Below are 25,507 nucleotides of genomic sequence, written 5' to 3' on the forward strand. Positions count from 1 at the left end.
CCGGAAAGCGCGAAAGTCGATCGGTCCGGGGGAGCTTATTTCCCGGCGGATCGTCGTTCGGTTCAGCTTGGCGTAGGATTGGGTACGATAAGCGCGCCCACCTGCGACGACATTTGGACGAATAGGGGCTATCATACCGTCATGACTGCATTGCCTTTTTCCGTGAATCGCCCCTTTGCCGGCCGTCTGCTCGGCGCGCTGACGGCCGGATCGCTGGTCGCCACCCCGCTGCTGGCGCAGGTCGCGCCCCCGCCGGTGATGATGCCCGCCCCCGCCGCACCGTCGACGCCGCTGGCCCGCCCGCAGGCCCAGACCACGCCCGCCATCACCACCACGCCGGTCGCGCCGTCGATCGCCAATCCGGCAACGGTCGCGATGCCGACGCTCAGCGAGGCGCAGATGCGCCAGCTCGCCACGCTGATCGCGGAAGGAGAGGTCACGCAGGGCCTTCGCCAGGGGCCGCCGCGCGACCTGTCGACCCTGTCCGCCACCGCGCTGACCCGCGTCGCGCTGGACTATGCGCACGCGGTGCACGTCGGGCGGCTCGATCCGGGCGATTTCACCAAGGACTGGGGCATCCGGCCGCAGCCCTTCGACGCGGCGCCCGGCTTTGCCGATGCGGTGCGGGGCGACCGGCTGGCCGCCTGGGTCGCCTCGCTGCCGCCGCCCTATGCGGGGTATGACGCGCTGGTGAAGGGGCTGGCGCGTTATCGCGCGATGGCGGCGGCGGGCGGCTGGTCGTCGCTGCCGTCGACCACAATCAACTTCGGCGCCAGCGGCCCGCAGGTGCTGGCGTTGCGCAAGCGCCTCGCGATGGAGGACCCTGCCGTCAGCACGACGGGCGATCGGTTCGACGAGGATCTGCTCGCCGCCGTTCGCCGGGCGCAGCGTCGCTATGGCCTGAACCCGGTCGGCACGGTGGGTGGCCAGACCGTCGCCATGCTGAACGTGCCGGTCGCGCAGCGCATCCGCCAGATCATGGCGAACATGGAACGCTGGCGCTGGCTGCCGCAGCAGCTGGAGGCCAAGCGCGTCCAGGTGAACATCGCCGCCGCCGTGCTGACCGTGTTCGACGGCGACAATCCGGTGATGTCGATGAAGGCGGTGACGGGACGACCCGGCAACGAGACGCCGATGCTGGTGTCCACGATCCGCAGCATCGTGCTGAATCCGCCCTGGAACGTGCCCAGCTCGATCGCCAACAAGGAATTGTGGCCCAAGGAAAAGGCCAATCCCGGCTATCTGAAGCGCGCCGGTTTCCGTGTGATCGACAATGGCGACGGCTCGAAGCGGTTGCAGCAATCGTCGGAGAAGAGCGCGCTGGGGCGGTACAAGTTCGACTTCCCCAACGACTTCGCGGTCTATCTGCACGACACGCCCGCCCAGTCCGGTTTCTCCAAGTTCGACCGGCTGGCCAGCCATGGCTGCGTCCGGCTGGAAAAGCCCGCCGAGCTGGCCTCGCTGATGCTGAAGTCGACGCCGGAGTGGCAGCAGCCGCAGATCGACGCGACCATCGCTTCGGGCAAGACGGTGCGCGCGACCATGGCGGAGCCGGTGGCGGTCTATCTGCTCTATTGGACCGCCTTTGCGAATGCCGATGGCCAAGTGGGCTTCCGCGAGGATCCCTATGGCTGGGACGCGCAGCTGGCCACCAAGATCGAGGCCCGCTCGGCCGAGCGGGCGCAATCCACACGCGACTAAAGGGGTAAGGACATGATGAAGATCGCCACCAAGAGCGCCATGGCGCTGCTTGCGGCCGGGCTGCTGCTGGCGGGCTGCTCGCGCTCGTCGGAAGACCCGCCCGTGCCGGTCGAGAACGACACGCCGGTCGCGGAGGAGAATATGGCCGTGCCGGAGGAAACGCCGGTCATGACCAACGATGCCGATGCCGTCGCACCGGTCAACATGGCGGCCGACACGGTGCCGCCGCCGCCGCCCGAGCGAACGGTCGACCAGCAGATGCTGGACGATGCCTCGGCCACCGGCATGACCGCGCGCGTGCAGCGTACGCCGAGCGGCGATGCGCCTGCCGAGGGTGTCGAGCCCAAGGACGGGCAGTAAGCCGACTACTCCTCCCCGGCACGGGGAGGGGGACCATGCGCAGCATGGTGGAGGGGGCGTTCCGCTGGGGACGACCTGTGTGGAAGTTCCCCTCCGTCAGGCCTGCGGCCTGCCACCTCCCCGTACGGGGGAGGATTTACCGTTCGACCTCGCGAACCAGAGCCGCGCGCTGCGCCTCGGTCGGCTGCCACTGGCCTGCCATCGAACCCCCGGCCGCGAACAGCGCGTCGACCACCGACGTCGCATCACCCTCCGCCCACAGTCCGGCGAGTTCCGCCCGGCGCGGATCGGGCGAGGCGTCATTCCCCGTCCGGATAAACCGCAACCAGGCCGCCAGCGCGGTCAGGGTCGCGGGCGCGTCGCCGCCATGCGCCGCCAGCGAGGACAGCCAGCGCGGGCCGACCTTTTGCGATCCATCGCTGGCGATCTGCGACAGGCGATGCTCCAGCGTCACATTGGCGAAGCGGGCGAGCAGCGCATCGGCATAGGGCTCCAGCGCCTGGCCCGGTGCGGCGGTAAAGCTGGTGGCCGCCTCGGCCCGCATCAGCCGTTCGACCACGGCGCGGATCGCGGGATCGGCGACCGCCTGGTGGACGAACTCGTGTCCCCGCTCCAGCCCCAGATAGGCGAGCGCCGAATGCGCGCCGTTGAGCATCCTGAGCTTGGCGGTTTCATAGGGCGCGACATCGGCCACGAACTGTGCGCCGCCGATTTCCCAGCGGGGGCGGTCGCCGGCGAAATCGTCCTCGATCACCCATTGGCGATAGGGCTCGGTGATGACGGCGGCCTCGTCGCGCATCCCCAGGACCGTTTCGACACGGGCGCGATCGGCGTCGGTGACGGCGGGGACGATCCGGTCGACCATGGTGTTGGGAGAGCGCCAGTCCCGCTCGAACCAGTCGCGCGCGGCCGCTTCGCCCTGATGGTCGAGGAACGCCGCGACGCCGCCGCGCAGCACTCGGCCATTGTCGGGCAAATTGTCGCAGCTCACCAGCGTCAGCGGGTCCAGGCCAGCGGCGTGCCGCGCGACGACCGCCGCACCCAGATAATGGTAGATGCTGTTCCCGTCCGCAACGATCCCGGCCATGTCGGTCGCGCCGTCGGGCCGCCGCCAATAGCCCTTTTCGGTGACGGTCAGCGTGACGATCCGCGTCTCCGGCGCGGCGAGGCGTCGGGCCAGCCGTTCGGGCGTCCTGGCGGCGACGATCACGTCGCGGATCGCGCCGATCAGCCGGACGGCCTCACCCTCGCTCGACCGTTCGGTGACGGTATAGAGTCCGTCCTGCGGGGCCATCTGGTCGTGCACCCCGCCCGAGCGAAGCGATGCCGCCGCGATTCCCCAGTCGCGATCGCCCGCCGCCATGGCATCGTCGGTATAGACCGCCTGATGCGCCCGGTGGAACGCGCCCAGCCCCAGATGGACGATCCCTATACGCTGCGCCGCGCGGTCGTAACCGGGCCGCGATACGGTGTCGGGCAGGGCGGCGGCCGTTGCCTCGCCAAGGCGGGTCACAGCTTGTACGCCGAGCGGACCAGCCCGTTGGTCAGCGCATGGGCCAGTTCGACGGCCTCGTCTTCCTCCAGCCGATGCTCGGCGACCAGGCGCGCCAGGAAACCGCAATCGACCCGCCGCGCGACATCGTGCCGCGCCGGAATCGACAGGAAGGCGCGGGTGTCGTCGTTGAATCCGACGGTGTTGTAGAAGCCTGCCGTCTCGGTCGTCATCTCGCGAAACCGGCGCATCCCCTCCGGGCTGTCATGGAACCACCAGGCGGGGCCCAGCTTCAGGCAGGGATAATGTCCGGCGAGCGGGGCCAGCTCGCGCGCATAGACGCTTTCGTCCAGCGTGAAGAGGATGATGGTCAGGTCGCGCTCGTTGCCGACCACGTCGAGCATGGGCTTCAATGCATGGACGTAATCGGTGCGCATCGGCATGTCCGCGCCCTTGTCGCGACCATGGCTGGCGAAAAGCCCTGCATTGTGGTTGCGATATGATCCGGGATGAATCTGCATCGTCATGCCGTCGGCGACGCTCATCTTCGCCATCTCGGTCAGCATCTGCGCGCGGAAGAGTTCCGCATCGGCGGGTGTCCAGCGGCCGCCGACGATCTTCGCGAACAGCGCCTCGCATTCGGCCGTCGACAGGTTCGCGGTCGCCGCTGTCGGATGGCCATGGTCGGTGGCGGTCGCGCCCAGCGCGCGGAAGGCGGCGCGGCGCTTGGCATGGGCGGCGAGATAGCCGGGCCAGCTATGGACATCCTCGCCGGTCAGTTCGGCGAAGCGCTGCATCGCGCCCGCGAACTGCTCATGCTCGACATCGATCACGCTGTCGGGGCGATAGGTGGTGATGACGCGGCCAGCCCAACCGGAGTCCCGGATCGCCTGGTGATGGACCAGCGGATCGTCGGCGCCCTCGGTCGTGGCCAGGCATTCGATCCGGAACCGCTCGAACAGCGCGCGGGGGCGGAAGGCGGGGGTGGCCAGCGCCGCGCCGATGGCGTCGAAATAGCGGTCGGCGGTCGCTTCCTCCAACGCTTCGTCGAAACCGAACACCTCGGCGAACACATGGTCGAGCCACATGCGCGACGGGGTGCCGCGGAACAGGTGATAGTTGGCGGCGAACAGCTTCCACGCCGCGCGCGGATCGGTCGCCGGGCGGCCGCCACGATGCGGGATGCCCAGATCGTCCAGTGCGATGCCCTGGCTGTAGAGCATACGAAAGACATAATGGTCGGGCGCGAGCAGCAGGTCGCTGGCGTCGGCCCAGGGCTCGTCGGTGGCGAACCAGCGCGGATCGGTATGGCCATGCGGGCTGATGATCGGCAGGTCGGCGACCTCGGCATAGAGCGCCCGCGCGATGCTCCGCATCGTCGGATCGGCGGGCAACAGCCGGTCAGGGTGCAGTTCCAGCTTGCGGGTCATGCGGTCAGCTCCAGTTCGGCCGGAGCCGCATTCGCGTTCAGGCTCCGCATATGCATGATTCCCCGCTCCAGCCCGCGCAACTCGGCCAGGCCGCGCATCCGCCCCAGCAGCGAATAGCCGGGGTTGGAGGTGCGATGAAGGTCGTCCATCATCCGGTGGCCATGGTCGGGACGCATCACGATCGCGCGGTTCTGCGCATGCGAAATCTCGACCACCGCCTGCACGACTTCCGTCATCCGGGCGTGGCCGCCCAGATGCTCGGCCTCGTGGAAATTCCGCTCGCCCTCTTCCCAGCCGACCGAGCGAAGGTGGAGGAAATCGATCCGATCGGCAAAGCGGCGGACCATCGCGGGCAGATCGTTGTCCGGCCGCGCGCCGAACGATCCGGTGCAGAAGCACAGCCCGTTCGCCATCGACGGCACGGCGGCGTAGAGATGCTCCAAGTCGTGCGCCGTGCTGACCACGCGCGGCAGGCCGAAAATGGGGAAGGGCGGATCGTCGGGATGGACGACCAGCCTGATGCCGACCTCCTCCGCGATCGGGCAGACCGCGCGCAAAAAGGCGATATGATTGGCGCGCAGCCGCTCGGCATTGATCCCGGCATAGGTGTCGATCGCGCGCTGGAAGGCGGGCGAGTCGAAGCTCTCCTCGCTGCCCGGCAGCCCGGCGATGATCGTGCGCTCCAGCCGGTGGCGCTCCTCGGGCGTCATAGCGGCGAAGCGTGTCGCGGCGGCGGCGCGGACGCTTTCCGAATAATCGGCCTCTGCGCCGGGGCGCTTCAGGATATGGATGTCATAGGCCGCCACCGCCGCCCATTCGAAACGCAGCGCCGTCGCACCGTCGGGCAGCCGCCAGTCCAGGTCGGTGCGCGTCCAGTCCAGCAGCGGCATGAAATTATAGGTGACGGTCCGCACGCCCTCCGCCGCCAGGTTGCGCAGGCTGTCGCCATAGGCCTGGACCAGCTCGTCGGTCAGTTGTCCGCGCTTGATCGCGTCATGGACCGGCAGGCTCTCGACCGTCGACCAGCCGAGTCCGGCCGCCTCGATCATCGCGCGCCGCTCGGCGATCGCCGCGCGCGGCCAAACCATGCCGTTGGGGATTTCGTGGAGTGCGGTGACGACCTCGGTCGCGCCCGCCTGGCGGATATGGGACAGGGGAATGGGGTCGGCGGGTCCGAACCACCGCATGGATTGGATCATCAACACGTCCGCTAACCCTCGTCCCGTCTCGTATTTTCAAGCGGGTAGCGGTAGCATTGCGGTTTCGGATTGACCAGTTACAAACTTTGGCCTTGCCACTGTCGCGTGGTGTATGGACCATGGTAGCATCAGGAGAGAAGGCCCATGCAGATCGTCGTCGTCGGGGAAGGGATGATCGAATTGACGCAGGCGGATGGCGGCCTGTGGCGGTTGGGGCATGGCGGCGACACGCTGAACACCGCGATCCATCTGGCGCGCATGGGGCGCGACGTGCGCTACGTCACCGCGCTGGGCGACGATCCGTTCAGCGATACGCTGCTGGCCGACTGGTCGGCGGAGGGTGTCGCCACCGACCTGATCCTGCGTGATCCGACGCGGATGCCGGGGCTATATGCCATCACCACCGATGCGACGGGCGAGCGCAGCTTTGCCTATTGGCGTGGCGAAAGCGCGGCGCGGCGGACCCTGTCGCTGCCCGGCGCCGACCGGGTGATGGCACAGGCCGAACAGGCGGACCTGCTGCTCTTTTCGCTGATCACCCTGGCGATCCTCGATGCCGAGGGCCGCGAGCATCTGTTCGCGCTGGCCGGGCGGGTGCGGGCGCGGGGTGGCCGCGTGGCGTTCGACGGCAATTATCGCCCGCGCCTGTTCGCCGATCAGCAGGTCGCCCGCGATCTGTGCGCCCGTGCGATCGCGGTGTGCGACATCGGCCTGCCGACGCTGGAGGACGAGACGATGCTGACCGGCGCGACCTCGGCCGAACAGGTTCAGGCCCGCTGGCAGGACGGCGGCGCGGGGGAGGTCGTGGTCAAGCTGGGGGCCGATGGGTGCCTGTTGTCGGGCATCGGCATGGTGCCCCCGCCCGAACGGCTGAAACCCCGCGATACGAGCGGTGCGGGCGATGCGTTCAACGCGGGTTATCTGGGCGCGCGTCTGGACGGCGCTTCGCCAAGCGAGGCCGCACTGGCCGGGCATCGCCTGGCGGCGTGGACGGTGATGCGCGCGGGCGCGATTCCGGCCAGGGACGATGCCCTGCCACACTGAATAGGCTGTTTTTGGACTGACCAATATCGGCGGTCGATCGCGTTTACATTCTTTTCTAGCCTTGCCTCTCTATCGCCTGCGATTTTGAAATCTCATTCATGAGAATTCTTGCCCCATCTCCTTCTGGATGACAGATTATGTCGGACATGAAGGCCATGAAAACATGGCGCGGGAGGATGGCGATGAAGGTCAATCGACGGGATCTGCTGGGAGCGGTCGGGGTGGCAAGTGCCTCGTCCGCGTTCGGCACGGCAGCGATGGCGACGGGGCAGGCCGGGGGCAGCGCGCAGGAGCGACCCTTCACGCCGGACTGGCCCTCGCTCGCGGCGGGCTATCGCGCACCGGATTGGTATCGTGACGCCAAGTTCGGCATGTGGGCGCATTGGGGTCCGCAATGCGTGCCGGAGGAAGGCGACTGGTACGCCCGCGACATGTATCTGCAAGGATCGCGCGCCTATAACGCGCATGTCCGCAAATACGGGCATCCCAGCAAGGTCGGCTTCCTCGACATCATCGGCCAGTGGAAGGCCGAGCACTGGGACCCCGAGCGACAGCTCGATCTCTATACCCGGGCGGGTGCGAGATACTTCGTCGCGCTGGCCAATCACCACGACAATCTGGATACCTTCGCCTCGTCGCATCCCTGGAACACCACCCGGGTTGGGCCGAAACGCGACATCGTCGGCATCTGGGCAAAGCTCGCCAAGGCGCGCGGCCTGCGCTTCGGCGTGTCGAACCACGGGGCGCATAGCTGGCACTGGTATCAGCCCGCTTATGGCTATGATCCCGAGGGCGCGATGCAGGGTAGGCGCTATGACGCGGCCTGGCGGACCAAGGCGGACGGGCGCGGCACCTGGTGGGACGGGCTCGACCCCCAGCAACTGTATAACGGGCCGATCATGCCGATGCCCGGCGGTATCACGAACCGGACCGAGGCGGATGCCTTTCACGAGCGCACCGATCGGCTGTGGAGCGAAGGCGTGCCGCCGGGCCGCCCCGATCTTGTCGCCGGCTGGGCGCGGCGATGTCGCGAGCTGATCGACAATTACCAGCCCGATCTCGTCTATTTCGACAATTTCGACCTGCCGTTCGAGCAGGCGGGGCTGGATATCGCGGCCTATTACTACAACGCCAATCGCCGCTGGCATGGCGGTCGGTTGGAAGGCGTGCTGACCGTCAAGACCACCCCGCCACAACGCCGCATGGCGCTGGTCGACGATGTCGAACGCGGCGGCAAGACCTATATCGAGAGCTATGCGTGGCAGACCGATACCTGCCTGGGCAATTGGCACTACGATCGCGCGCTGTACGAGCGCGACGGCTATAAGAGTGCGGCGACCGTCGTGCATACGCTGTGCGACGTGGTGTCGAAGAACGGCAACCTGCTGCTGAACGTGCCGATGCGCGGTGACGGCACCATCGATGAAAAGGCGGAGCGGATCGTCGAGGGGATCGCCGCCTGGATGGGCCGCTATGGCGAGGCGATCTACGGATCCCGACCGTGGCGCGTGCATGGTGAGGGGCCGGGCGCGGCCAGCGGCGGCATGTTCAGCGAGACGCAGGAGTCGAAATATACCGCCAGGGACATTCGCTATGTCCGCAAGGGCGAGGCGCTCCACGCCCTGGTCCTCGGGTGGCCCGAGGACGGCGTCGTCCGACTGACCCTGTTGGCGAACGGCAATATGATCGGGCGTGGTGAGGTGGCGCGCGTCGCCCTGTTCGGTGACACGACGCCACTGGTCTTTCGGCGGACCGATACGGCGTTGGAGGTCACGCTTCCCTCCCGCGCGCGCAACGCGATCGGCGTGCCGCTGGTCCTGTCGGGGGCGGGGCTCGTCGCAGGGAGCTTGGCAGACCCGGTGTGACCGTCTTCCGTCGCCTCCCCCGCTCCGTTCGCACTAAGTGAAGTCGAAGTGCATGGGATTCGTTTGCGGCGGGGCGTGGGGGCGTGGCCTTCGACTCCGCTCAGGCTGAACGAAGCGGGGGAGGGTGATACCCCCAACACCCCATCCGACACCGCACAACGAAAAGGGGGCCGGAACCTCGGTTCCGACCCCCTGATCTGTCAGCCTGAGCTGGCGGCAAAGATTACGCGCCCGGGATTTCCGAGACGTTCACCTTGATGCCGCGGCCCATCGTCGACGAGACGGCGACCTTGCGGACATACTTGCCCTTCGCGCCCGACGGCTTGGCCTTGATCAGCGCATCGACCAGCGCGTCGAAGTTCGCGCGCAGGTCTTCCGCCGGGAACGACGCCTTGCCGATGCCCGAATGGATGATGCCGGCCTTTTCGACGCGGTACTCGACCTGACCGCCCTTGGCCGCCTTGACGGCTTCGGCGACGTTCATGGTCACGGTGCCCAGCTTCGGGTTCGGCATCAGGCCCTTGGGGCCCAGCACCTTGCCGAGGCGACCGACGACGCCCATCATGTCCGGGGTCGCGATGCAGCGGTCGAAATCGATGGTGCCGCCCTGGATGGTTTCCATCAGGTCCTCGGCGCCCACGACGTCGGCGCCAGCGGCGCGTGCCTCGTCGGCCTTCGCGCCCTTGGCGAACACGCCGACGCGAACGGTCTTGCCGGTGCCCTTGGGCAGGGTGACGACGCCACGGACCATCTGGTCGGCGTGACGCGGGTCAACGCCCAGGTTGACGGCGACTTCGATCGTCTCGTCGAACTTCGAGGTCGCGTGGGTACGCGCCAGCGAGATCGCTTCGTCGATGCCGTGCAGCTTCTCGGCGTCGATCTGGACGGCCTTCTGCTTCTTGCTCAGCTTCGCCATGATCTTAGCCCTCCACCACTTCGAGGCCCATCGCGCGGGCGGAGCCTTCGATGATCTTGGTCGCAGCCTCGATATCGTTGGCGTTCAGGTCCTTCATCTTGACCTGGGCGATTTCCGCGAGCTTCGAGCGCGCGATCTTGCCCGCCGACACCTTGCCCGGCTCCTTCGAGCCCGACTTCAGGTTGGCCGCCTTCTTGATGAGGTAGGTCGCAGGGGCGGTCTTCGTCTCGAACGAGAACGAACGGTCGGCATAGACGGTAATGACGGTCGGCAGGGGCGTGCCCTTCTCGACTTCACCGGTCTGCGCGTTGAACGCCTTGCAGAATTCCATGATGTTCACACCGCGCTGACCCAGCGCCGGGCCGATCGGCGGCGAGGGGTTGGCGGCGCCTGCAGGGACCTGCAGCTTGATATAGCCGGTAATCTTCTTTGCCATGTCACTCTCTTTTCGAGTCTAGCGGTCGTGACGGGCACGCGTGGCGTACGCCAGCGCACCCTCCCGCGAGGTTTCCGTCGCATAATGCCAGGGAAGCGCGGGCCGATAGCGGAAAATGGGGGAGAAGGCAAGGTCGGGAGTCATGCCTTGTAACCCGCCCTCCGTTCGCACCGGGCGAAGTCGAAGTGCACGGAATCCGCGCGCGGCGAGGGCGGGGCGCAGGTGGATTGGAATGCCGGACACGAAAAGGGCCGGTGGCGTCGCCGCCCCGGCCCCCGTTTCGTCGGATGGTCCGAACTTACTTCGAGCGTTCGACCTGCTCGAAATCCAGTTCCACCGGGGTCGCGCGACCGAAGATCGACACCGACACCTTGACCTTGGACTTGTCGAAATCCAGTTCCTCGACCACGCCGTTGAAGCTGGCGAAGGGGCCTTCCAGCACCTTGACCGCGTCGCCGATCTCGTAGTCGACCTTGACCTTGTGCTTCGGGGCGGCGGCGGCTTCTTCCTTGGAATTCAGCATCCGCGTCGCTTCGGTTTCGCTGATCGCCTGGGGCTTGCCCATCGCGCCCAGGAAGCCGGTCACCTTCGGCGTGTTCTTGACGAGGTGATAGACCTGGTCGGTCATGTCGAGCTTGGCCAGGACGTAGCCGGGCATGAACTTGCGCTCGACCGCGATCTTCTTGCCGCGGCGGGCCTCGGTCACGGTCTCGGTCGGGACCTCGATCTGGTCGACCAGATGGTCGAGGCCCAGACGGGTCGCCTCGGCCATGATCGAGTCGCGGACCTTGCCCTCGAAACCGGAATAAGCGTGGATGATGTACCAGCGCGCCATGAGAACCCTTTTACTTCGCGAGCGACAGCAGGGTGCGGACCAGCGTCTCGAAGAACGAGTCGACCGCCAGGAAGAAGATGGCCAGGATCGTGGTCATCACGACCACCATCACGCCGGTCATCACCGTCTCGCGCCGCGTCGGCCAGACGACCTTCTTGGTCTCGGTCTTGACCTGGTTGAAGAATTCGATGGGGGTCGTCTTCGCCACTCGTGCCGTTCCCGCCCTGCGTGGAAATTACTGTCAGCGAGGCATGGGTCCGCCGTCGCCTGCCCCAGGGGGCCTGCGACGAAAGGTCCGTCCGCGCTGTTCGGATGGGCACGCGATGTAGCTGTCGCTCGGGTAAAAGGCAAGGGCGGGGGCGGCGCGAAGGTTTTGGTTCGCGCGGAGACGCGAAGACGCGGAGGTTCTTGGGTTCGCGCAGAGGCACGGAGGGCGCAGAGCAGCTTGGTCTGCCTTCGCGATCGGGAAACGATCCGACAGGCAGCGGGAATGGTTGGCCTGTCGGCCGGGCTCAACACCTCCGCGTCTCCGCGCGAACCAAACTTCTTTCTTCTTCGCGCCGTCGCGCCTTCGCGGGAACAATCAGCAGCAGCGCCCGCCATTCTTCCCCCCGTACCGCGCCTGTTGCCGCTCGCGGAAGAAGGTCACCTCGTCCATCGGTTCGCGGTCGGGATGCCTGATCGCCATGTGCGCCACATAGGCGTCATAGCTGGGCATCCCGACCATCGCGTTGCCGATCTGGCGCAGGCGGGCGAGCCAGCTCATTCGGCCGCGACCAGTTCGGGCGGGACCTCGGTGACGCTTGGCCGGTCGATCTTCCGCGCGATCAGGCAGGTGCGCACCGCATAGACCAGGATCGCCAGCACGACGCCCAGGAAGATCACGCACAGCCCGGCGTCGATCCGGTCGTTGAACACGATCCGCCCCATCTCCGCCATCGTCTTGGCCGGGGGCAGGACCTTGCCCTCGGCGGCCGCGCCAGCGAACTTGTCGGCGTGCGCCAGGAAGCCGACGCGCGGATCGGCGGAGAAGATCTTCAGCCACCCGGCGGTTAGCGTGCAAGCGAGCAGCCACACGGTCGGGATCACGGTGATCCAGGCGAAGCGGTCCTTCTTCATGCGGAACAGCACCACCGTCGCCAGCATCAATGCGACGGCGGCCAGCATCTGGTTAGAGATGCCGAACAGCGGCCACAGCGTGTTTACCCCGCCCAGCGGATCGGTGACGCCCTGATAGAGGAAGAAGCCCCAGGCCGCGACGCACAGGCCCGTCGCGATCAGGCCCGGCGCGACCTTGCTCGATCCCCGGAAACTGGGGACGACCAGGCCGATCAGGTCCTGGAGCATGAAGCGGCCCGCGCGGGTGCCTGCATCGACGGCGGTCAGGATGAACAGCGCCTCGAACAGGATGGCGAAGTGATACCAGAAGGCCTTCATCGCCTGTCCGCCGAACAAGTGGCTGAAGATCTCCGCCATCGCCACCGCCAGCGTCGGCGCGCCGCCTGCACGGCTGATGATCGTGTGCTCGCCCACGTCACGCGCGACCTGCGCCAGCGTGTCGGCGGAGATGGGGAAGCCCATGGCGGTGACGGCGGCGGCGGCGCTGGCCGGGTCGGTGCCCAGCACGGCGGCGGGTGCGTTCATCGCGAAATAGACGCCCGGATCGAGGATCGAGGCGGCGACCAGCGCCATGATCGCGACCGCGCTTTCCATCAGCATGGCGCCGTAGCCGATGAAGGGCGCGTCCTTCTCGCTGGCGATCAGCTTGGGCGTGGTGCCGCTGGCAATGAGGGCGTGGAAGCCCGACACCGCACCGCAGGCGATGGTGATGAACAGGAAGGGAAAGAGCGGCCCGGCCCAGACCGGCCCGCTGCCGTCGATGAACTTGGTGAGCGCTGGCATCCGCAGCGGCGGCGCCATGATGATGATGCCGATGGCCAGCGCCACGATCGCGCCGATCTTCAGGAAGGTCGACAGATAGTCGCGCGGCGCGAGCAACAGCCATACCGGCAGGACCGAGGCGACCGCGCCATAGCCGATCAGCAGGAAGCAGAGCTGCACCGGCGTGAAGGTGAACAGCGGCGCGAGCACCGCCGATTGCGCGATCGACTGGCCATAGACGATGGCCAGGATCAGGCCGATGAAGCCGATGATCGACACCTCGCCGATCTTCCCCGGCCGGACCCAGCGGGTATAGCCGCCCATCAGCATCGCCAGCGGCACCGTCGCCGCCACGGTGAACAGGCCCCACGGGCTTTCGGCCAGCGCCCGCACGACGATCAGTGCGAGAACGGCCAGGATGATGACCATGATCATGAAGGCGCCGAACAGTGCGATGGTGCCCGCCACCGGGCCCATCTCCATGCGGATCAGCTCACCCAGCGAGCGCCCGTCGCGTCGCATCGACAGGAACAGGATCAGGAAATCCTGCACCGCCCCGGCCAGCACGACGCCCGCCAGAATCCACAAGGTTCCGGGCAGATAGCCCATCTGCGCTGCCAGTACCGGGCCGACCAAAGGCCCCGCGCCCGCGATCGCGGCGAAGTGATGGCCGAACAGCACGGTGCGGTCGGTCGCGACATAATCCAGCCCGTCGGCACGGCGGATGGCCGGGGTGGGACGGCTGGGGTCGATGCCGATCACCTTGGCGATGAACAGCGCATAATAACGATAGGCGATCAGATAGACCGAGACGGCGGCCGCGATGATCCACAGCGCGTTGATCGGCTCGCCCCGCACCGTGGCGACGACGCCAAGCGCGCCCGCTCCGACGATCGCCAAAGCAATCCAGGGAAGGTGTTTGGTCATGCCCCGTTCGGTCCTCCGTTTATGCTATCGATTTCCCTTCTACCCCGGCAGGAAAGGTGTGCCAGCCCCGAATTTCACCATCCCCCGCATTGCGGATCGTGACGAACCCGTGCCAAATTCCTGCGCATGAGGCCGACGCGACGATGGATGATCGGGGGATTGGGCGCGAGTGGGCTGTTCGTGGCGGCACGGTCGATTGCGGGGGAACAAGCGGTGAAGGACCTGTCCCATCTGACCGCGGAACAGCGGGCCAGCTATGAGGCCATGCACAAGCGGATGATGGCGGCCTTGACCTATGAGCGTGTCACCGTGCCCGGCAAGGATGCGCTGGCGGAATGGGAGCGGCTGAAGGCGTCGGGGCGTGGCTGGCCGGTGGTGGTCGGCAGCGACGAGGACCTGGAGCGGATCGCGGACCAGTTCACGACCGACGACCCGACGATATCCGGAGGCGTGTCAGGCAATACACGGCTCCCGCCCGCGCAGGTCGTGGCGATGGCGCAAGCCATTCGCTTTCCTGCGGACCTTCAGAAATGGTCAGGCGCCTATGGTCCTGAGGACCTTCGCGCGCCCCTCGGCGATTGGCCCACACTGGTCGGAGATTATGCCCCCGATGTCGGGCCGAGCATCGCCAACGACCTGATGACGGGCGTACCGCATGACCGGGTGCATATCCTGCTGCTGCCCGCCGGCCATGGTTGGGAAGCCCCCGCCTATCTGCGCTGGGGCAATTGGAATGCGTGTCCGCCGCCGGAATATCATGTCGCGGCGCTGCGCGACTGGAATCGGCGCTATGGGGCGGAGCTTGTCGCGGTCAACGGCGACACGATGAACGTCCGCGTCCGCACCCGTCCGCGCGACCGGGCCGAGGCCGTGGCGCTGGCGCGCGACATGTACGGATATTGCCCCGACATCATCGACCAGGGAGCGGGATCGATCTCCGCGCTGGCCGCCGGTTTGATGGAATCGGACTGGTGGTATTTCTGGTGGGATTGACCGTCAGAGCCAAGCCCGGAAGCCGTGGCCCGGCCCGTGGGGCGCTCCAGACGGATGAACGGGGTGGTCGTGCTGCACGTCGCCGCCGGCAGGTCGCGGCAACTTAGGGCTTGCCCCTGTCGCGCGTCCGGGGTGAAAGGCGGGGCATGGCCCATTCCTCCTCCCCGCTCGTCGTCGGTATCGGCGGCACGATCGGCAGCGTCTCTTCGACCGAGCGTGCGCTGCGCACCGCGATGACGGCGGCGGCGGACGAGGGGTTTCGCACCCATGTCTTCGGCGGCGAGGATCTGGCGCAGCTGCCGCTCTACAATCCGCGCGCCGAAACCCGGACCGAGGCGGAGCGGGTCTTCGTCGATACGGTGCGCCAGGCCTCGGCGATCATCATCGCGAGCCCCGGCTATCATGGCAGCATCTCGGGGCTGGTGAAGAACGCGCTCGACCTGCTGGAAGAGACGGCGAAGGACGAGCGGCCCTATTTGGCCGACCTGCCGGTGGGGCTGATCGCGACCGCCTATGGCTGGCAGGCGACGGGCTCGACCATCGCCGCGCTGCGTTCGATCGTCCATGCCCTGCGCGGCTGGCCGACGCCCTTCGCGGCGGCGGTGAACACGCAGCAGACGCGCTTCGATGCGGAGGGGCGGATCAGCGACCCGGTGGTCGAGGGGCAATTACGGCTGGTCGGCCAGCAGGTCGCCCGCTTCGCGCCGCTGGCAGGGACGATCCGCGCCTCGCACTGAGGAGCGTAGGGCGCAGGGAGGTATCGCGCGCGCGGCGCGCCGTTCCCTTTTCCTTGATCGCTTTGAGGGGACGGGCTGCGAGAGCGGCAGATACGACAGCTCTGCGCCTCTGCACGAACGCAATCTTTTCTCTTCGCGGCATGGCGGCTTCGCGTGAGATCAATGATTTCATCCACCGTCCGATCGAGGGGCGAAGTGTGCGAATTGAATGAATCGGTTCCCCGGCGAAGCCCGGGGCCCAGTTCCTTCCAAGCCGGTGGTGTGTCGAAACGTTGCGAGGGAGGCAAATGCCTTTCGCCCATCGATAGTGCACAGAAACTGGGCCCCGGCCTTCGCCGGGGAACAATTGGCAGATTAGCGCAGGCGCTCTATCGCCAGCGCGGTGATTTCATCCGCGATCTCGGCCGGATCGCGCAATTCACCATGCGCCACGGTCGACACCGTCGCCCACTCGCCCAGCATCGCACCGTCGGCCATTGCGGCATAATTGGCCCGCACCCGCGCCTGAAGCCCCAGATCGGCCTCGTACGCATCATAGGTGTCGTCGGTGTAGCTCCGCTTGCGCTTGCGGGCGATCAGGTCGCGCGCCACGTCCAGCGGGGTGTCGAGATAGACCGACAGATGCGGTGCGGGCAGGCGGAACTGGACCGTCTCTAGCTGCTCGATCCATTGCAGCAGCGCGGGCGCCTGGTCGGGCTCCACCTGTGCCGCCTGATAGGCCATGTTCGACGCGATATAGCGGTCGAACACGATGACGTCGTGCGCTTGCGCCAGTTCGATCAGATGCGGGCGCGATTCGAATCGGTCGAGCGCATAGAGCGTCGCCGCCGTCTCGGGCGCCGCCGCATGGGGCAGGCGGCCCGCGAGATACTCGCCCAGCGCCCAGCCGCCGATCGTCTCGGCATAGCGCGGGAAGGACAGGGCCGCCGCCGACAGTCCGGCGGCATTCAGCCGCTCGGTCACCGCCGCCGTCGCGGTCGCTTTCCCGGCGCCGTCCGCGCCCTCGATCGCAAGGAGAAACGCCATCAGACGCGCAGGCGTTCGTGGTGGCGGATCACTTCGTCGATGATGAAGCGCAGGAACTTCTCGGAAAATTCGGGGTCGAGCTGCGCATCGCTCGCCAGTTGGCGGAGCCGGGCGATCTGCGCATCCTCGCGACCGGGATCGGCGGGGGGCAGCGCGTTCTCGGCCTTGTAGCGTCCGACCGCCTGGGTAACCTTGAACCGCTCGGCCAGCATGAAGACCAGTGCGGCGTCGATATTGTCGATCGACTGGCGATAGCCGGTCAGCACGGTGTCGGACATGATCGGTACGTCTCCCTCTGGCGCGCCCGTCGCGCGGCGATTTCGCGTGCGCCCTTTCGCGCTTAGGCTTGCGTTCGGCAAGCGTTGTCGCCAGAGGCTCTTACCTGCCCATGACCGTAACCGCCACCCGCCTCGCCAAGCCCGCGCCCTCGCTGGACCCGATGATCCGGCTGGTGGCCGACGACATGAACGCCGTGAATCAGGTCATCATCGACCGGATGCGGTCGGAGATCCCGTTGATCCCGCAGCTTGCCGGGCATCTGATCGCCGGCGGCGGCAAGCGGATGCGCCCGATGCTGACGCTCGCGAGCGCGCAGCTGCTGGGCTATCAGGGGACCAGCCACCATGTCCTGGCGGCGGCGGTCGAGTTTATCCATACCGCCACGCTGCTGCACGACGATGTCGTCGACGGCTCGGACCTGCGGCGCGGTCGGCGTACCGCCAACATCATCTGGGGCAATCCCGCCAGCGTGCTGGTCGGCGACTTCCTGTTCAGCCGCTCGTTCCAGCTGATGGTCGATGCGGGCAGCCTGAAGGTGCTGGGCATCCTGTCGGGCGCATCGGCGGTGATCGCCGAGGGCGAGGTGAACCAGCTGACCGCGGTGCGGCAGGTGGGCCTGCCCGAAGAGCGTTACCTGTCGATCATCGACGCCAAGACCGCCGCGCTGTTCGCCGCCGCCTGCCGTATCGCCGCCGTGGTGGCCGAGCGGCCCGAGGCGGAGGAACTGGCGCTGGAGGCTTATGGTCGCAACCTGGGCATCGCGTTCCAGCTGATCGACGACGCGATCGACTATGTGTCGGACGCGGGCACCATGGGCAAGGATGCGGGCGACGATTTCCGTGAGGGCAAGATGACCCTGCCGGTGATCCTGGCCTATGCCCGTGGCAATGACGAGGAACGCCAGTTCTGGAAGGACGCGGTCGAAGGACGGCGCACCTCGGACGAGGATTTCGCTCACGCCATCGCGCTGGTCCGCAAGAGCCGCGCGGTGGACGACACCATGGCGCGCGCACGCCATTATGGCGGGCTGGCGATCGAGGCGCTGCGCGGGTTCGCGGATGGCCCGGCGAAGACGGCGATGATCGAAGCAGTCGAGTTCGCCGTCGCGCGGGCTTACTGAGTCCAAACCACCGTTCCCCGGCGAAGGCCGGGGCCCAGTAGCCGTGCGTTTTCGAAGGCGCGAGGCGCTTTGCCTCCCCCGTGTTGTGTGGCGCGCCATGAACTTGGTGGAGCCTGGGCCCCGGCCTCCGCCGGGGAACGGCCTTGCTGAAAATATGCCCACCCCGTTCAGCCTGAGCGAAGTCGAAGGCCAAGGGACGCCCTGTCCGCTGGGCGGACGTCCAGGCATGGGCTTCGACTTCGCTCAGCCTGAACGGCGGTTGGGCCGGACCGGGCGCAGGTCCTTCACCCCGCCCCGCAAACCCCCTATCGCAGCCCCATGACCCTGCCCGTCACCGCCGTCCTGCCCGACCTGCTGACCGCGCTTGCGAACGCACCCAATGCCGTGCTCGTCGCGCCCCCCGGCGCGGGCAAGACCACCGCGGTCGCGCCAGCCCTGCTCGACCAGCCCTGGTGCTCTGGCGAGGTCCTGCTCCTCTCCCCCCGTCGCCTGGCCGCGCGCGCCGCCGCCGAGCGCATGGCCGCATTGGCCGACGAGCCGGTCGGCCGCACCTTCGGCTATGCCACCCGCATGGACACGAAGGTCGGCGCCGCCACCCGCGTAACCGTCGTCACCGAAGGTATCTTCGGCGCCCGCATCCAGGCCGATCCCGAATTGGCGGGCATCTCGGCGGTGCTGTTCGACGAAGTGCACGAACGCAGTCTGGACGGCGATTTCGGCCTGGCGCTGGCGCTGGATGCACAGGCAGGATTGCGCCCCGACCTGCGGCTGGTCGCCATGTCGGCGACGCTCGACGGAAGTCGCTTTTCCAGCCTGATGGGCGACGCCCCCGTCATCGAGAGCGAGGGGCGCAGCCATCCGCTGACCCTGCGCCATCTCGGCCGCGCCGCCGAGGCACGAATCGAGGATTCGGTTGCCGCCGCCATCCGCCGCGCGCTGACGGAGGAAGCGGAGGGAGACATCCTCGCCTTCCTGCCCGGCACCGCCGAGATCGCGCGCACCGCCGAGCGGCTGGCGAACCTGCCCGAAACGATCGCGATCCATGAACTCCATGGTTCGCTCGACCCGGCGGCGCAGCGCGCGGCGATCCGGCGCGATCCCGATGGGCGGCGGCGAATCGTCCTCGCCACGTCGATCGCGGAGACCAGCCTGACGCTCGACGGGGTGCGGATCGTGGTCGACTCGGGGGTCGCCCGTCGTCCGCGCTACGACCGTGCGGCGGGCATGACCCGGCTGGTCACCGAGCGCGCCAGTCAGGCCGCCGTCATCCAGCGGGCGGGCCGCGCCGCGCGTCAGTCGCCGGGTGTCGCCTATCGCCTGTGGGAGGAAGCCGCGACGGCGGGCCTGCCGCGCTTCGACCCGCCGGAGATATTGGAGGCGGACCTGTCGGCGCTGTTGCTCAGCACCGCGCTGTGGGGCGTGAGTGATCCGCGCGCGCTCCCCTGGCTCGATCCGCCGCCCGAGGCTGCCGTCAACGAAGCGCGCGCGCGCCTCACCGTGCTGGAGGCGCTGGACGATAGCGGTCGCCCGACCGCGCATGGCAAGGCCATCGCCCGGCTGCCGATGCCGCCGCGCCTGGCGCATATGCTGATCCGCAGCGGCGAGCGGGGGCTGGCCTCGACCGCCGCCGAGGTCGCGGTGCTGCTCGGCGAGCGCGGCATCGGCGGGCAGGATGTCGATGTCGAGCAGCGCCTGCGCCGCTGGCGGACCGAGCGTGGCCCCAAGGCGGAAGCCGCACGGCAGATGGCGAAACGCTGGACCGGCCTCGCCCCCAAGCCGGTCGAGCAGGAGGCGTGGGATCATCCGGCGGGCGTGTGCCTGGCGCTGGCCTATCCCGACCGGGTGGCACGGCGGCGTGACGGCACGGGCGAGAATTGGGCGAGTGTCGGGGGCAGGGGGTTCCGGCTCGATCCCGCGTCGGCGCTGGCCGGATCGGAATGGCTGGCGGTGGGGGAGACCCAGGGCGCGGCGTCGGGCGCGCGCATCCTGTCCGCCGCGCCGCTCGACCTCGCCACCGTCGAAGCGCTGTTCGCCGAACGGATCGAGATGCGGCGCACCGTTGCCTTCAACCCCGCGACGGGCGGCGTGGAGGCGCTTCGCGAACGGCGGTTGGGCGGGCTTCGCCTGTCGAGCGGCCCCGATTCGGGTGCGTCTCTGGAGGCGATCGCAGAGGCGCTGGTCGAGGGGGTGCGTGCGCACGGCGTCTCGCTACTTCCGTGGAGCGACGGGGCAGGGGCCTACCGTGCGCGGGCGGCCTATGCCGGGGTGGCGCTGGACGATGCGACGCTGATCGAACGGCTGGACGACTGGTTGCCCGCACTGGTGGCGGGCAAGCGGCGGCTGGACGCCATCGCGCCGGGCGCGCTGACCGAGGCGATTCGGAATCTGGTCGACTGGAACGACCAGCGGCGGATCGATTCGATGGCACCGTCACACTTCACCAGCCCGGCGGGCAGCACCCATGCGATTGATTATGCGGCCGAAGGTGGCCCGCGTGTCGAACTGCGCGTCCAGGCCTTGTTCGGGCTGGCGACGCATCCGGTGATCGGGACCGAACGGGTGCCGCTGGTGCTCAGCCTGACCTCGCCCGCCGGACGGCCGATCCAAACGACGCGCGATTTGCCCGGCTTCTGGGCGGGCAGCTGGACCGCGGTCGCCAAGGAAATGCGCGGCCGCTATCCCCGCCATCCCTGGCCCGACGCGCCCGCAGACGCCTCTGCGACACTGCGCACGAAAAAGGCGGATGCAAGAGCCGCCGGTTCGCGATAAGGGACGAGATTATGGCCACTGCTCGCATCTTCCAGCGCCCCAAGAACGCGATGCAATCCGGCAAGTACCGGACCGATCGCTGGCAACTCGAATTCGAACCGACCGAGGCGAAACAGCCCGATCCCCTGACCGGCTGGGCCGGTAGCGGCGACACGCAGGAACAGGTCCGCCTGACCTTTGCGACGCTGGAAGAGGCGATCGCCTATTGCCAGCGCGAAGGGCTCGACCACCATGTCGTGCCGACGCCGCAGAAGACGCTGAAGCTGCAAAGCTACGCCGACAATTTCCGCTGAGGAAAGCTTGGCGCTGACCGCAATGTTTTGACCACCCCGGCGAAGGCCGGGGTTCGGTTTCTTCGCTCGTGCGAAGCCGCGAGTGCGCCAAGAATCCAGAATGAATTTCGCGCAGAGGCGCGGAGGGCGCAGAGGTGTCGTATCCAGCGGCACCGTCACCCCGTCATCATCGATCGTTAGAGCGCGATGGCGTCAGCTTGATCCACCCCTTCCCTGAAGGGGAGGGGCTTTCCTCGCATTCACCTCATGTCATCGCGCGCCAAATGAGGAACTCCGCTGCCGCGAGTGAGCCCTTCCGCGTCCTCTGCGCCTCTGCGCGAACCAGCCTTCTTCTCTCCGGCGAACTCAAAGACCCAGGATGCCGCCGCCCAGCAGCAACAGCATCTTGGCGTCGATCGCCACACCGGCCGCGCGACGCTGGGCGATGAAGGCCGATACCTCCGAAAGCTCGACCCGGTGAACGACGATCTGCTCGTCCGAATCACCACCACCGTTGCCGACCTTCACCAGCCCGCTCGCGCGGACCAGCGTGAATCGCTCCGACGTCATGCCGGGCGAGGAGCAGAACTCGCCCAGCGCCTCGATCCGCGACGGGCGATAGCCGGTTTCCTCCTCCAACTCGCGCGCGGCACCGTCCAGCACCGCCTCGCCCTCGGTCTCGTCACCGATCAGTCCGGCGGGCATTTCCAGGCACGGCGCGCCCAGCGGGATACGGAACTGCTCGACCAGCAGGATATGCCCGTCCTCGATCGCGAGGATGACGGCGGCGCGAATGTCGCGCGGTCGGTCGGCATATTCCCAGGTGCCGCGCTTGCGCAGCGCAAGAAACCGGCCCTCGGCCAGGGTTTCGAGGGGCGCGTCCATACGGGGGTCGGTCATAGCGAGATCGGTCTGTCCGGGAGTTCGTTGGTGTCAGCCGCCGTCTTGGGGAAATGCTCGGCGAGTACAAGCCCGATGCGCTCGACCGCCACGCTCATCCCCTCGCCGATATTTCCCTTGGCGACATGCGGCAGCATCACCGCCATCGCCCGGCCCCAGGTCTCGGGGCCTGTCTTGCCGGTCAGGCCGGAGTCGGCGACGATCTCGGCCATATGCTCGTCCTCGGAGAGGTAGAGCAGCACGCCGTAGCGGCTGTCGGTCCGCCGCTCGGCCGACACGCGGAACAACAGGACCGCGCGCGCCCGGACGCGGGCATGGCGGATGCTCCTGGGTACCAGCGCGATGCGACGCTTCACCGGGCCCAGCAGCGCCACGACCAGCGCGAAGACCAAGATCTGCGCGATCATCACCGCGCCCAGGATCAGGTCCTCGCCCGGCGCGCTCCAGGCGTCATGGACCAGCGCGAGCAGCTTCAGTCCCAGATCGGGGAACAGCGCCGCGAACAACGGCACCAGCAGCATGGCGGGCGCGGCGAACCACAACGCAACGTCACGATACTCGTCCGAGCGAGGTGCCACGATGGTGACGATCTCGGCATCGGTCGTCGCCTCGGCGCGCGCGACGGCGGCGGTGACCAGATCGCTATCGGTGTCGCTCAACATCTCACCAATCCCCCGATGCGCCGCCGCCGCCGAAATCACCGCCGCCCCCGCCGGTAAAGCCGCCGCCGCCCCATGATCCGTCGCTGCCGCCGCCCGACGATCCGCCGCCCGAGCCCCAGCCGCCGCCCGATCCACCGCTGCCCCAGCCGGGACCCCAGAGAATGATCGGCCAGCCGCCACCGCCACGCCGCCCGCCGCCGCCACGGTCGTCGTCATCGTCATCGTGGAAACGCTGGCCCTGCCGGCGACGCAGGATCGACAGCACGACGAAGCCGCCGACGAAGATGACCAGGACGATCAGGATCGGAAAGCCGTTGGAGTCGCTGCCACCGCGCCGATGCTGCTGGTCGAACTGCCTGGTCGCCTCCGCCACCTTGGCCTTGGCTTCCTCGGGCGAGGCGCGAAGCTGCGCGATCACCGCGTCCGCGCCCGCATCCAGCGCACCCGATATGTCGCTTGATTCGCGCAGGCGCGGGATCATCAGGGTGCGGATCATCTGCGACGACCAGGCGTCGGTCAGGATCGGCTCCAGCCCGCGACCGACCTCCAGCCGGGGGCCGCGCTGGCCCTTGCCCTCATTGGGTGCGACGAACAGGATCGCGCCATTGTCCGCATCCTTCAGGCCCACGCCCCAGGCCCGGCCCAGCCGATAGCCATAATCCTCGATCGGATAGCCTTGCAGGTCCGGGATGGTCGCGACGACCAGCTGGCGGCCGGTATCCTTTTGCAGCGCCTCCAGCTTCTGTTCGAGCTGCGCCTTGGTCGCGGGGTCGATCTTGTTCGCCGCATCGACGACCAGCCCGTCGAACTTGGGAAAGGTCTGCGCCATCACGGGGACGGCGCAGAGGATCAGCCAGAGCCCGACGAGCGGACGAAGCAACCGGGTCATGTGTGCGCGATCAGCTGCCGAAATTCACCTTGGGCGCGTTCTCGGCCCCCGGCGTGGTCGCCTGATAGGGGGTAATCGGCTTGGCACCGTAGAACACCTTGGCGCCGATCGCGTCGGGGAAGGTGCGGATGCGGGTGTTATAGTCCTGCACCGCCTTGTTATAGTCGCCGATCGCGATGTTGATGCGGTTCTCGGTGCCCTCGAGCTGGCTCATGAAGGTCTGGAAATTGTCCTGGCTCTTCAGGTTTGGATACGCCTCGACATTGGCGAGCAACCGGCCGAGCGAGCCGCTGAGCTGGCCCTGCGCCGCCGCGAACTGCTGCATCTTGGCGGGGTCGGAAATGTCATCGGCGCTGACCTGCACCGAGGTCGCCTTGGCACGGGCATTGACCACGTCGGTCAGGATCGACTTTTCCGAGGCGGCGGCGCCCTTCACGGTCGCTTCGAGATTGGGGATCAGGCTGGCGCGGCGCTGATAGGCGGCCTGGACATCGGCCCATTTCGCCTTCGCATTTTCCTCCGCGGTGGGCACGCTGTTCATGCCGCAGCCGGACAGGGCGATGGCCATCACGACCGGGGTCAGGGCAAGAACGGGACGACGCATTCGAATATTCCTCCGTCAACTGTATCGGCTATATAAGACGCGTGAGGCGCTTGGCGAAGGGCAAAAGCGACGATAGCCTTTATGTTCATCGAATTGAGGGAATTGGCGATGCTGAAGGAATTCCGCGGCTTCATCGCGCGGGGCAACGTACTGGACCTGGCGGTCGCAGTGATCATCGGGGCGGCGTTCAGCAAGATCGTGACCTCGCTGACCGACGACGTGCTGATGCCGGTGATCGGCAAGATTTTCGGCGGGCTGGATTTCTCCAGCTATTTCCTGCGCATGGGGCCGGTGCCAGCCAGTTATACGGGGTCGCTGAGCGACTATGCCGCATTGAAGAAGGCGGGGGTGCCGCTGCTGGGATATGGGGCGTTCGTGACCCAGGCGGTCAATTTCGTGATCGTCGCCTTCATCATCTTCATGCTCGTCCGCACGGTCAGCCGCGCGACGACGCTGTTCGAGAAGGAAAAGGCCGCCGCCGCTGCCGAGCCGAAGGCCGAACCCGCCGATGTCGCGCTGCTGCGCGAGATTCGCGACGAACTGCGCGCGCGTCGGGGGTGAGCTAGCCGACCACAATATGGGTGTTCCCCGGCGCAGGCCGGGGCCCAGTTGCCGCCAGGATCGTGGTGCGCCACGACGTTGCGTGGGAGGCAAGTTTTTCCCGGCTTTGCGAATTCGCTGCAGCTGGACCCCGGGCCTTCGCCGGGGTGGCGCGGCGTTGGGTGAGGAATTTAGGCCGCCGCCAGTTTCTTGGCGGTGGCGTCGGCCAGGCTGGTACCGTCGAGGACTCGCGCGGTTTCGTCGCGCACGCGCATCATCGCGTGGCGGATGGCGCAGTCGGCCTCGCTCTTGCAGTCGTTGCACGGCCGATAGGCGGTACGGCTGACGCAGGGGACGAGCGCCAGCGGCCCCTCGATCGTGCGGATGATGTCGCCCAGCGAAATCAGGTGCGCAGGCCGCGCCAGGCGGTATCCGCCCATCTTGCCGCGCTGGCTGTCGAGCAGTTGCGCACCTTTCAGGTCGGCGAGAATCAGCTCCAGGAACTTGCGCGGGACGTTCGCCTCGGCCGCGATGCGCGTCATCGAGGTCGGCGGGCCGGCAGGGGGCATCTCTGCCAGGAACAGCATCGCGCGCAGCGCATAACGGGACCGTTGGGTCAACATGGGGTCT

At 67.5% G+C, this 25,507-nt stretch carries 26 protein-coding genes; 10 read left to right on the forward strand and 16 right to left on the reverse strand.

What is annotated here, in order from left to right:
- Positions 1-141 precede the first annotated feature (141 nt).
- Both U1703_RS14170 and U1703_RS14175 read left to right on the forward strand, forming a co-directional pair.
- Positions 142-1,701, forward strand: a complete 1,560-nt coding sequence (locus U1703_RS14170; RefSeq protein ID WP_332786192.1) for a L,D-transpeptidase family protein — start codon at positions 142-144, stop codon at positions 1,699-1,701.
- Positions 1,702-1,713: 12 nt separating this feature from the next.
- Positions 1,714-2,061 carry a hypothetical protein gene (locus U1703_RS14175; RefSeq protein WP_320453204.1) on the forward strand — a complete coding sequence of 116 codons (348 nt, stop codon included), beginning with the start codon at positions 1,714-1,716 and terminating at the stop codon, positions 2,059-2,061.
- A 136-nt stretch (positions 2,062-2,197) separates the two neighbouring features.
- Here the strand turns inward: U1703_RS14175 and U1703_RS14180 are convergent, their stop codons facing one another.
- The 3 genes from U1703_RS14180 to uxuA are packed head-to-tail and all read right to left on the reverse strand — an operon-like array spanning position 2,198 to position 6,182.
- Complete coding sequence (locus tag U1703_RS14180; RefSeq protein ID WP_332786193.1) at positions 2,198-3,574, reverse strand: mannitol dehydrogenase family protein; 1,377 nt, start codon at positions 3,572-3,574, stop codon at positions 2,198-2,200.
- Positions 3,571-4,983: a glucuronate isomerase gene (uxaC, locus tag U1703_RS14185; RefSeq protein ID WP_332786194.1), complete on the reverse strand. Its 1,413-nt coding sequence runs from the start codon at positions 4,981-4,983 to the stop codon at positions 3,571-3,573. The genes U1703_RS14180 and uxaC overlap by 4 nt, the downstream gene beginning before the upstream one ends.
- Complete coding sequence (gene uxuA, locus U1703_RS14190) at positions 4,980-6,182, reverse strand: mannonate dehydratase (protein ID WP_332786195.1); 1,203 nt, start codon at positions 6,180-6,182, stop codon at positions 4,980-4,982. Before uxuA ends, uxaC begins: the two co-directional genes overlap by 4 nt.
- 144 nt (positions 6,183-6,326) lie before the next feature.
- Between uxuA and U1703_RS14195 the strand changes: the two genes are divergently transcribed.
- Together U1703_RS14195 and U1703_RS14200 are read left to right on the forward strand one after the other, a co-directional pair.
- Positions 6,327-7,226: a sugar kinase gene (locus U1703_RS14195; protein ID WP_332786196.1), complete on the forward strand. Its 900-nt coding sequence runs from the start codon at positions 6,327-6,329 to the stop codon at positions 7,224-7,226.
- A gap of 182 nt (positions 7,227-7,408) precedes the next feature.
- Positions 7,409-9,091 carry an alpha-L-fucosidase gene (locus U1703_RS14200; protein ID WP_332786197.1) on the forward strand — a complete coding sequence of 561 codons (1,683 nt, stop codon included), beginning with the start codon at positions 7,409-7,411 and terminating at the stop codon, positions 9,089-9,091.
- A 223-nt stretch (positions 9,092-9,314) separates the two neighbouring features.
- Here U1703_RS14200 and rplA read toward each other — a convergent pair whose 3' ends face one another.
- The 6 genes from rplA to U1703_RS14230 all read right to left on the reverse strand — a co-directional run bounded on the left by rplA (position 9,315) and on the right by U1703_RS14230 (position 14,086).
- A complete protein-coding gene (rplA, locus tag U1703_RS14205) occupies positions 9,315-10,007 on the reverse strand; it encodes a 50S ribosomal protein L1 (protein WP_320453210.1) in 693 nt (230 codons plus the stop codon).
- A gap of 4 nt (positions 10,008-10,011) precedes the next feature.
- Positions 10,012-10,443 carry a 50S ribosomal protein L11 gene (gene rplK / locus U1703_RS14210; protein ID WP_007407063.1) on the reverse strand — a complete coding sequence of 144 codons (432 nt, stop codon included), beginning with the start codon at positions 10,441-10,443 and terminating at the stop codon, positions 10,012-10,014.
- A 298-nt stretch (positions 10,444-10,741) separates the two neighbouring features.
- Positions 10,742-11,278 carry a transcription termination/antitermination protein NusG gene (gene nusG / locus U1703_RS14215; RefSeq protein ID WP_058715475.1) on the reverse strand — a complete coding sequence of 179 codons (537 nt, stop codon included), beginning with the start codon at positions 11,276-11,278 and terminating at the stop codon, positions 10,742-10,744.
- Positions 11,279-11,288: 10 nt separating this feature from the next.
- Complete coding sequence (gene secE, locus U1703_RS14220) at positions 11,289-11,486, reverse strand: preprotein translocase subunit SecE (protein ID WP_007407051.1); 198 nt, start codon at positions 11,484-11,486, stop codon at positions 11,289-11,291.
- 375 nt (positions 11,487-11,861) lie between these two features.
- Positions 11,862-12,044 (reverse strand): YbdD/YjiX family protein, encoded by a 183-nt coding sequence (locus U1703_RS14225; RefSeq protein WP_320453211.1) that lies wholly within the window; start codon positions 12,042-12,044, stop codon positions 11,862-11,864.
- Positions 12,041-14,086 (reverse strand): carbon starvation CstA family protein, encoded by a 2,046-nt coding sequence (locus tag U1703_RS14230; protein WP_332786198.1) that lies wholly within the window; start codon positions 14,084-14,086, stop codon positions 12,041-12,043. Before U1703_RS14230 ends, U1703_RS14225 begins: the two co-directional genes overlap by 4 nt.
- Positions 14,087-14,212: 126 nt before the next feature.
- Between U1703_RS14230 and U1703_RS14235 the strand changes: the two genes are divergently transcribed.
- The gene (locus tag U1703_RS14235) at positions 14,213-15,079 is read left to right on the forward strand and encodes a DUF4253 domain-containing protein (RefSeq protein ID WP_332786199.1); all 867 of its coding nucleotides are present in this window, start codon (positions 14,213-14,215) and stop codon (positions 15,077-15,079) included.
- A gap of 146 nt (positions 15,080-15,225) precedes the next feature.
- On the forward strand, positions 15,226-15,816 hold the full coding sequence (locus U1703_RS14240; protein WP_320453215.1) for an NADPH-dependent FMN reductase: 591 nt from the start codon (positions 15,226-15,228) through the stop codon (positions 15,814-15,816).
- Positions 15,817-16,170: 354 nt separating this feature from the next.
- Here U1703_RS14240 and U1703_RS14245 read toward each other — a convergent pair whose 3' ends face one another.
- Together U1703_RS14245 and U1703_RS14250 are read right to left on the reverse strand one after the other, a co-directional pair.
- Positions 16,171-16,842 (reverse strand): nucleoside/nucleotide kinase family protein, encoded by a 672-nt coding sequence (locus tag U1703_RS14245; protein WP_332786200.1) that lies wholly within the window; start codon positions 16,840-16,842, stop codon positions 16,171-16,173.
- Complete coding sequence (locus tag U1703_RS14250; protein WP_332786201.1) at positions 16,842-17,120, reverse strand: chorismate mutase; 279 nt, start codon at positions 17,118-17,120, stop codon at positions 16,842-16,844. The genes U1703_RS14245 and U1703_RS14250 overlap by 1 nt, the downstream gene beginning before the upstream one ends.
- A 110-nt stretch (positions 17,121-17,230) precedes the next feature.
- Between U1703_RS14250 and U1703_RS14255 the strand changes: the two genes are divergently transcribed.
- The 3 genes from U1703_RS14255 to U1703_RS14265 all read left to right on the forward strand — a co-directional run bounded on the left by U1703_RS14255 (position 17,231) and on the right by U1703_RS14265 (position 21,303).
- Positions 17,231-18,241, forward strand: coding sequence for a polyprenyl synthetase family protein (locus U1703_RS14255; RefSeq protein WP_320453218.1), 1,011 nt, complete (start codon positions 17,231-17,233; stop codon positions 18,239-18,241).
- Positions 18,242-18,559: 318 nt separating this feature from the next.
- Positions 18,560-21,010 (forward strand): ATP-dependent helicase HrpB, encoded by a 2,451-nt coding sequence (gene hrpB, locus U1703_RS14260; protein ID WP_332786202.1) that lies wholly within the window; start codon positions 18,560-18,562, stop codon positions 21,008-21,010.
- A gap of 11 nt (positions 21,011-21,021) precedes the next feature.
- Positions 21,022-21,303, forward strand: coding sequence for an ETC complex I subunit (locus U1703_RS14265; RefSeq protein ID WP_320453220.1), 282 nt, complete (start codon positions 21,022-21,024; stop codon positions 21,301-21,303).
- A 345-nt stretch (positions 21,304-21,648) separates the two neighbouring features.
- Here U1703_RS14265 and U1703_RS14270 read toward each other — a convergent pair whose 3' ends face one another.
- Genes U1703_RS14270 through U1703_RS14285 form a run of 4 tightly spaced genes read right to left on the reverse strand, consistent with a single transcriptional unit; the run spans position 21,649 to position 24,337 of the window.
- Positions 21,649-22,182 carry an NUDIX hydrolase gene (locus tag U1703_RS14270; RefSeq protein WP_332786203.1) on the reverse strand — a complete coding sequence of 178 codons (534 nt, stop codon included), beginning with the start codon at positions 22,180-22,182 and terminating at the stop codon, positions 21,649-21,651.
- On the reverse strand, positions 22,179-22,841 hold the full coding sequence (locus U1703_RS14275; RefSeq protein ID WP_332786204.1) for a TPM domain-containing protein: 663 nt from the start codon (positions 22,839-22,841) through the stop codon (positions 22,179-22,181). The genes U1703_RS14270 and U1703_RS14275 overlap by 4 nt, the downstream gene beginning before the upstream one ends.
- A gap of 4 nt (positions 22,842-22,845) precedes the next feature.
- Positions 22,846-23,733, reverse strand: coding sequence for a TPM domain-containing protein (locus tag U1703_RS14280; protein ID WP_332786205.1), 888 nt, complete (start codon positions 23,731-23,733; stop codon positions 22,846-22,848).
- A 10-nt stretch (positions 23,734-23,743) separates the two neighbouring features.
- Positions 23,744-24,337, reverse strand: coding sequence for a LemA family protein (locus U1703_RS14285; RefSeq protein WP_332786206.1), 594 nt, complete (start codon positions 24,335-24,337; stop codon positions 23,744-23,746).
- 108 nt (positions 24,338-24,445) lie between these two features.
- On the opposite strand from U1703_RS14285, the gene mscL reads away from it, so the two are divergent.
- Positions 24,446-24,898: a large conductance mechanosensitive channel protein MscL gene (gene mscL / locus U1703_RS14290; RefSeq protein WP_320453225.1), complete on the forward strand. Its 453-nt coding sequence runs from the start codon at positions 24,446-24,448 to the stop codon at positions 24,896-24,898.
- Positions 24,899-25,068: 170 nt separating this feature from the next.
- Here the strand turns inward: mscL and U1703_RS14295 are convergent, their stop codons facing one another.
- Positions 25,069-25,500, reverse strand: a complete 432-nt coding sequence (locus tag U1703_RS14295; RefSeq protein ID WP_332786207.1) for an RrF2 family transcriptional regulator — start codon at positions 25,498-25,500, stop codon at positions 25,069-25,071.
- Positions 25,501-25,507 lie beyond the last annotated feature (7 nt).

The organism is Sphingomonas flavida (genome assembly GCF_036663655.1).
Classification (GTDB): Bacteria; Pseudomonadota; Alphaproteobacteria; order Sphingomonadales; family Sphingomonadaceae; genus Sphingomonas.

What these genes read in the sequence shown, in the direction of transcription:
- U1703_RS14170 (WP_332786192.1), top strand. Translation starts at nt 142, where the DNA reads ATGACTGCATTGCCTTTTTCCGTGAATCGCCCCTTTGCCGGCCGTCTG.
- U1703_RS14175 (WP_320453204.1), top strand. Translation starts at nt 1,714, where the DNA reads ATGATGAAGATCGCCACCAAGAGCGCCATGGCGCTGCTTGCGGCCGGG.
- uxaC (WP_332786194.1), bottom strand. Translation starts at nt 4,983, where the DNA reads ATGACCCGCAAGCTGGAACTGCACCCTGACCGGCTGTTGCCCGCCGAT.
- uxuA (WP_332786195.1), bottom strand. Translation starts at nt 6,182, where the DNA reads ATGATCCAATCCATGCGGTGGTTCGGACCCGCCGACCCCATTCCCCTG.
- U1703_RS14195 (WP_332786196.1), top strand. Translation starts at nt 6,327, where the DNA reads ATGCAGATCGTCGTCGTCGGGGAAGGGATGATCGAATTGACGCAGGCG.
- U1703_RS14200 (WP_332786197.1), top strand. Translation starts at nt 7,409, where the DNA reads ATGAAGGTCAATCGACGGGATCTGCTGGGAGCGGTCGGGGTGGCAAGT.
- rplA (WP_320453210.1), bottom strand. Translation starts at nt 10,007, where the DNA reads ATGGCGAAGCTGAGCAAGAAGCAGAAGGCCGTCCAGATCGACGCCGAG.
- rplK (WP_007407063.1), bottom strand. Translation starts at nt 10,443, where the DNA reads ATGGCAAAGAAGATTACCGGCTATATCAAGCTGCAGGTCCCTGCAGGC.
- nusG (WP_058715475.1), bottom strand. Translation starts at nt 11,278, where the DNA reads ATGGCGCGCTGGTACATCATCCACGCTTATTCCGGTTTCGAGGGCAAG.
- U1703_RS14225 (WP_320453211.1), bottom strand. Translation starts at nt 12,044, where the DNA reads ATGAGCTGGCTCGCCCGCCTGCGCCAGATCGGCAACGCGATGGTCGGG.
- U1703_RS14230 (WP_332786198.1), bottom strand. Translation starts at nt 14,086, where the DNA reads ATGACCAAACACCTTCCCTGGATTGCTTTGGCGATCGTCGGAGCGGGC.
- U1703_RS14235 (WP_332786199.1), top strand. Translation starts at nt 14,213, where the DNA reads ATGAGGCCGACGCGACGATGGATGATCGGGGGATTGGGCGCGAGTGGG.
- U1703_RS14240 (WP_320453215.1), top strand. Translation starts at nt 15,226, where the DNA reads ATGGCCCATTCCTCCTCCCCGCTCGTCGTCGGTATCGGCGGCACGATC.
- U1703_RS14245 (WP_332786200.1), bottom strand. Translation starts at nt 16,842, where the DNA reads ATGGCGTTTCTCCTTGCGATCGAGGGCGCGGACGGCGCCGGGAAAGCG.
- U1703_RS14250 (WP_332786201.1), bottom strand. Translation starts at nt 17,120, where the DNA reads ATGTCCGACACCGTGCTGACCGGCTATCGCCAGTCGATCGACAATATC.
- U1703_RS14255 (WP_320453218.1), top strand. Translation starts at nt 17,231, where the DNA reads ATGACCGTAACCGCCACCCGCCTCGCCAAGCCCGCGCCCTCGCTGGAC.
- hrpB (WP_332786202.1), top strand. Translation starts at nt 18,560, where the DNA reads ATGACCCTGCCCGTCACCGCCGTCCTGCCCGACCTGCTGACCGCGCTT.
- U1703_RS14265 (WP_320453220.1), top strand. Translation starts at nt 21,022, where the DNA reads ATGGCCACTGCTCGCATCTTCCAGCGCCCCAAGAACGCGATGCAATCC.
- U1703_RS14270 (WP_332786203.1), bottom strand. Translation starts at nt 22,182, where the DNA reads ATGACCGACCCCCGTATGGACGCGCCCCTCGAAACCCTGGCCGAGGGC.
- U1703_RS14280 (WP_332786205.1), bottom strand. Translation starts at nt 23,733, where the DNA reads ATGACCCGGTTGCTTCGTCCGCTCGTCGGGCTCTGGCTGATCCTCTGC.
- U1703_RS14285 (WP_332786206.1), bottom strand. Translation starts at nt 24,337, where the DNA reads ATGCGTCGTCCCGTTCTTGCCCTGACCCCGGTCGTGATGGCCATCGCC.
- mscL (WP_320453225.1), top strand. Translation starts at nt 24,446, where the DNA reads ATGCTGAAGGAATTCCGCGGCTTCATCGCGCGGGGCAACGTACTGGAC.
- U1703_RS14295 (WP_332786207.1), bottom strand. Translation starts at nt 25,500, where the DNA reads ATGTTGACCCAACGGTCCCGTTATGCGCTGCGCGCGATGCTGTTCCTG.